General features: G+C 54.9%; 6 protein-coding genes. 5 read left to right on the plus strand and 1 reads right to left on the minus strand.

Translation table 11 applies throughout. The annotated features are described in order from the left end of the window. The 4 genes from HP499_RS25585 to HP499_RS20030 all read left to right on the plus strand — a co-directional run. Positions 1–512: aminotransferase class III-fold pyridoxal phosphate-dependent enzyme (locus HP499_RS25585; RefSeq protein WP_172325894.1), on the plus strand; the 512-nt coding region annotated here is incomplete at its 5' end. Beyond that, positions 512–1,483 (plus strand): bifunctional 2-polyprenyl-6-hydroxyphenol methylase/3-demethylubiquinol 3-O-methyltransferase UbiG, encoded by a 972-nt coding sequence (locus HP499_RS25515; protein ID WP_172325895.1) that lies wholly within the window; start codon positions 512–514, stop codon positions 1,481–1,483. The genes HP499_RS25585 and HP499_RS25515, both read left to right, overlap by 1 nt. 11 nt (positions 1,484–1,494) lie before the next feature. Beyond that, positions 1,495–2,493, plus strand: coding sequence for a Gfo/Idh/MocA family protein (locus tag HP499_RS20025; protein ID WP_172325896.1), 999 nt, complete (start codon positions 1,495–1,497; stop codon positions 2,491–2,493). Between the two features lie 10 nt (positions 2,494–2,503). Then, positions 2,504–3,199, plus strand: coding sequence for a class I SAM-dependent methyltransferase (locus HP499_RS20030; protein WP_172325897.1), 696 nt, complete (start codon positions 2,504–2,506; stop codon positions 3,197–3,199). Positions 3,200–3,462: 263 nt separating this feature from the next. Here the strand turns inward: HP499_RS20030 and HP499_RS24910 are convergent, their stop codons facing one another. Then, positions 3,463–4,116, minus strand: a complete 654-nt coding sequence (locus tag HP499_RS24910; RefSeq protein ID WP_216660193.1) for an FHA domain-containing protein — start codon at positions 4,114–4,116, stop codon at positions 3,463–3,465. Between the two features lie 348 nt (positions 4,117–4,464). Here HP499_RS24910 and HP499_RS20040 point away from each other — a divergent pair. Further along, the coding region (locus HP499_RS20040) for a serine/threonine-protein kinase (RefSeq protein WP_172325899.1) at positions 4,465–5,603 on the plus strand (1,139 nt) is incomplete at its 3' end.

Raw genomic sequence — 5,603 nt, forward strand, 5'->3', positions numbered from 1 at the left:
CTTGGCCAGAAGATCTACGGCCACATTTCATAGTCCTGGGAAAGGGATTATGTGGAGGTTTCGCTGCCGGCGCTGTACTTCTGAGGTCTGATCTACGGCCATTTCCTGTTACAGGAACCTACGACTTACACACCTTCGCGACTTCGGCGCTTGCCCACAGCGTAGGGAGTAAATTGGTCGAAATCGTACAGAGGGACGCCCTCCTGGCAAACGCCAACAATCGGGGGCGCCAAATCAAAACTGCGATTGCGAGACTTCAGGTTGACTACCCGGACATTGTCGACATAAGACAGGTAGGACTCCATATAGGCGTGGAATTTAGGCCGGCACACCCGAAGTCCCCATCCCTGACGGCTCCCTCGATCCGACAACGGGCACTGCGTCGAGGATTGCTGCTGGGCCTAGGCGGATTTAACCCAAACGTGCTCAAGATCAAGCCCCCGTTGACAATCACATCTAAGCAGTCGGACACGGTCACCGCCATAATTGCGGATGCATTGGAGGAGCGCTAGTGGGAAGCATAGCAGCCTCAGAGTTCCTTAGCGCGGGTCCCGACGCCTCCATTGACCATAACTATCTCACTGCAAGTGAGATTGCAGTGCTGCCGCTAGGGGTGTACTACAAGAAGAAGAGTGTTCTGACTCGACATCGTTTCATAAAGGCGTCAATCAGTGTTGACGGTGACTGCTTCGACCTTGAGGTCATTGATTTTAAGGGATACTGGCGCGTAGATCAAACCTCCCTACTTGCTCTACTCGCCTGGATCCGACAGCGTCCTGGCCAAGACGCTGTGGATGAGGTAAATGTTTTGTCAGTCTGCGGGCTGGACGGCGTCGTCGAGCCCCTCGGGACGCCCGTCGAAGCCAAGTCTGCCAAGCTGCCTACATCCTTGGCGGAGATGGCCGAGTTCTACTCTGCTTACACGGACATGGCCGCTCAAGGACACTTCGACCCAGACAGCCCCGATCTGGAACGGCTGGAAATCATCGTCGGATGGATACCGGATGGTTCGACGGTAATTGATGTTGGATGCAACAGTGGGGCGTTCGGAACGGCCCTCCTCAAAAAAAACTGTGCCGTTTGCGGAATTGACCTTTCCCACGAACTAGTCTCGATTGCAAGATTACGAGGTGTCGACGCCGTACAAGGCTTCGCTGAAGAACTCCCTTTCGGGAATAAAACATTTGACGTCGCCATCTGCGCCGAGCTCCTCGAACACGTACTCGACCCCATTAGGGTGTTAAGTGAAATCATCCGAGTCCTTAAGCCGGGTGGAATACTTGTCGGATCCGTACCACATGGCGACGGAGCTTGGGGACACAGCGACATAGGTCATCACGATGAACATCTCAGAGCCTTCAGTGAAATTGATCTGAGATTACTTCTCAAAGCTCAGGGCTTCGTTGGAGTAGTCACCGTCGAACAGCTTCACGGCAGTGATGTTGCGCAAGGATTGGCGTTCAAATGCTCCCTGCCGGAATAAATGAGCAAAGAGTGCTGCTTAAAGCAGTGCTCATAGGCGCAGGGAAGGCCGGACGGTTGTTCTCGAATGCGGCAGAAGCCATGCCAGGCATTCAAATCATTGCTGTCGTTTCTAAGGAAGGACAAACAGCAGCCAACCTGGCTGCCCGCCATGATGCCATAGCCATGAATGGGCGAGACGACTGGGCTGGGTTGAAACCCGACCTCGTCCTTTTAGCCACCCCGCATGACCAGCATGCTTCACAAATCATCCGAGCGCTGAGGGCGGGCGCACACGTTGCTAGCGACAAGCCCTTAGTCCTCTCCGAGCAGGATTGGTATCGTGTCACCCAGATGGCAACGCTGAAGGGCCGCCGAGTCTTTTGCGGCTTCACTCAGCGATGCAACGAGGCCATGAAACAGTGCAAGGAAATCTTGACTGCAGAGCGTAGAAATATCCGTCAGATATATTGCCTTCAAAATCTCCGACGCGACCGCTCTTATTACCAGTCCTGGAAGGGATCTCCGACACAGTGCGGCGGTGGGGTAGGCATCAATCAAGCAATACACGCCTTAGATTTGGCTCTGTTTCTGACAGGAACTGAGATTAGGCTCACGGATTCCCTCGGAATCGACACTCGCCGACTCGGAGTCGAGGACCATCTTTCCGTTTCCTTTCAAACCGACAACGGAGGTCACCTGCAGCTGACCGCCACAACAAATTCTGCCATCGAAAACCGCCAACTTGTTCGCATCGATTTGACCGACACGGTGTTAGTTGTTGTAGGCTCGGAAAGCCCCTCTTGGTCGCTGGTTTCGAACAACGTTGAATCGGAGATAGCGAGATTATCTGAGTTCCCAGACGACTACGGCCCCGGCCATGCAGAGTTCCTAGACGACGTCGTCAAGTCAATAATCAGTAATTCACCTCCTCGATACCAAACTGACACTCAAGGAACAAAGGCCACGCATGCTGCGATTTTTGAAATATACGACCGAATGCGCCTTCAACACTATTCCAAATCGTTGTAGCGATTAACGCATGAGTGACGCGAATCTGGACTTCTACAACAAGAAGGAAACAGCTGATTGGCTAGCTGAACTCCCCATTTTTGCTGGAGAAACTGCCATGCTAGATAGGGTTCGTAAGACACCTGGCTGCCGAGTTGTCGACATAGGATGCGGCGCCGGGAGGCTCTACGAACCTATTCTTGAAGCTGGTGCGAACTACAGCGGCAGCGACATAGCTAGCGGCCAGACTTCCCTTTTTAAGATGAGGCATCCAGAGGCAGATGTCGTCGTGGCAGACGCGTGCAATCTCCCCTGGGAGGATGCGTACGCCGACGTCGCTGTGCTGTCATTCCACGTCATCGAGGCCATCCTCCCACGAGAACGAAGGTTGGCCGCTCTCCGAGAAGTCAGACGCGTCCTCCGTGACGAAGGCCTACTCTTCGTTAGCCATCATGTAAGGAGGAGATACCGGCCAGTAGAGCAAATCACTTACTTTCTACGCAATATCGGTCGGGCCGAGTTCGGGGATCTCTGTATTACCGGTAATGCTGCCACAGGAGGGATTACCCTAGACGGCTATCGGACGCATATTCCGTCCGCTTGGGAACTGAGCAAACTGGCCAAAAAGACCGGGTTCAAGCGACAAGATCGTTGGAGCTTCTCACACTCAACATCACATCGACTATCCAGGGACCTCTTGGAGCAGTGGTCGGCCCAGGGCTCCTAGACAAATGAGTCGGGCGTCGGTTTACGCGTCAATTCGAGGATGTCAATTACCGCGCAGGAACGACAACGAACGAAGCTAGCCGAGAACTGGGCCACGCTACTACAGCCAGGCCCGCCTACATACGGCCCCTGAGCCTACTCGGCACCAAGCGCTAAGGCTCCGTTTGCTGTGATCGCTCCTCGCCTTGGGACTGATCGCACTTTGGCTGCACTGGCCGCCGCCCACTTCCTAGACCGCCGACAGGACTTTGTCGATGGCTGGTACTAGAAGGATTGACTTCGAAACGTTACGGGATTGCTCGCCCCGACGAGCAGCACGTCCCCATCGTTCAGTCGAGCCGGGCCAGTCAGCCGCTGACCATTGAGGTAAGTGGCATTCTTGCCGCCTGCCGTCTTTGCAAACCAATGACCATCGTGTGGCCACAGAATGAGATGCCTCGTTGAGAAGTTTTTATGACCAATGACCACAAAGTTGTCTTCTCCTCTGCCGATCGTAACTTCGCCAATATCCATTGGCAGAGGGGTAAGGGCACCTTCGTACTCCAAACTGGCCGCCTGGAAAGGCCCGGCTGCCTCTGTCGCAGTGAGAGTCACTTCTCCCGGAAGCCCTGCTCCGCGAGGCTCCGCCGGCGAGTGTGGGGTAAGCACTGATGTTCGTTGTTCATCGACTCCAGCGACGGCAAGGCTTGGCCTTAGTCTTTTTCGATTGCAATCAAGAGTGAAATGTACCGATGCGACATCCGAACGACTCCAGCCTTCTTCAGCGGCATATCTTCGCAGATAGTCCAGTAGCTGCCGCTCATATGCGACGATCCCGAAGGACTTGATGAAGCCATAGTCCTCGCTGGGTGTTAGGACCACTATGTGCTTTCGCGGCTGCTTCAGGCCAGAAGGTCCGACAACACCGGACGCCCTCATTAGCGCAGTATATTTCCGATTCACTGCAGCCGAAGTCATAGGCAGTCTATCCAGGTCCGGCCGAAACAGATCCTCGAAGAGTTCACCTCTTGGCTTGCCGACCACCCTGGAAGTCCTTTCCAGGACTGCCCAGCTCACTAGAAATGCAGTTACGGCGACTAGCAACATTTCCTTCATCTACGTCCCCGACCCTTGTTTTCGGCCCAATCTCAGCCGCAACCGTTCCACTCGGAGTATACGGGAGCATTTTAGGCCTCGTCTTGAAAAAGGCGATTGCACCCTTGCCCCATCGCGGGTAGCGCATGGGAAGATTCAATTGAACGCACGCCAACAAGGAGTGGGGGCACAATGACTTGGACAGGCCCTGACGTTCTGGAGTGGCTAGTGTCGCCATCATTCCTTGGCGGTGTCCCATACTGGGTCCTCCTGTGTTTCGCAGTGGCCCTAGGGACCGGCTGCCTGATAATCCTCGCGAGAAGCAGAGCAACAAAGAGAGGCCAGCTCACATCACTGGTCCTACAAAATGAAGTCAACCAAGACTCCGCAGGTCCCACTGCCGAAACCACGTCGACAGCTACCCAAGCGGTCCTCCCCAACCTGGCTTCGACAAACGAAATCCCGCTGACGGCTCAATACTCGGGACAGGGCCCTTCTGACGCGGAACCGGTCATCGGGATCGAGCTGGCCACAATGCCAACCGGATACTCTGGCATCCGGCGTTTATCCAGCGGCGGCTTTGCCGACGTCTACTTCGCCAGAGACCTCGGCAACCGACCGGTAGCCATCAAAATGCTCCGATACAGTCCGGATCCGAATCATAAGCGGCTCTTCATCAGGGAAGTTGAGCTACTTCAAAAACTCCAAGACTCCGTTTTTTCTCCAAGGCTTTATGATTTCAACCTTGAGGCCCATGACCCTTACCTGGTCATGGAGTACATTGACGGACTGACACTCGAACGAACTGTTCAAAGTCTCGGCCCAATAACGGACCCATCCAAAATCAGTCAGCTCATGTCCGAGACGGCGAGTGCCCTGTACGAGATGCACGAACGAGGTGTGATCCACCGGGATATCAAGCCCGAGAACACAATCATGTCGACTGCAGGGGCTCGAACAATCGACCTCGGCATCGGCCGCGAGTCAGTGATGCGCTCGACACACACCTTTGGGCTCGGCACCCTGAGCTACATATCACCAGAAGTCGTGCGCGGAGATGCAGCCACAACCGCCTCAGACGTATACGGGTGGGGGGCGATGATGGCATATGCCTTAACGGGGCGGACTATCTATGGGAAAGGAGCCCGGGCCGAGATCGAAGGGCGAATCAGATCAGGCAGAACCGACAACGCCTTCCAGGAAGCCCTCGATGCTGTTGGACGACGAAGTCCCTGGCACGCGACGATAGTGCGACTGATTCGGAATTGCACCGCAGAAAATCCCCGGTCAAGACCTGAAGACGGACTAAACCTGCGGGTGTCCGTCGCCGC

Source organism: Paenarthrobacter sp. CM16 (assembly GCF_013179505.1).
Lineage (GTDB): Bacteria > Actinomycetota > Actinomycetes > Actinomycetales > Micrococcaceae > Arthrobacter.

Coding starts and splice junctions, on each gene's coding strand:
- HP499_RS24910 (WP_216660193.1), bottom strand. CDS start 4,116: ATGAGGGCGTCCGGTGTTGTCGGACCTTCTGGCCTGAAGCAGCCGCGA.
- HP499_RS20030 (WP_172325897.1), top strand. CDS start 2,504: ATGAGTGACGCGAATCTGGACTTCTACAACAAGAAGGAAACAGCTGAT.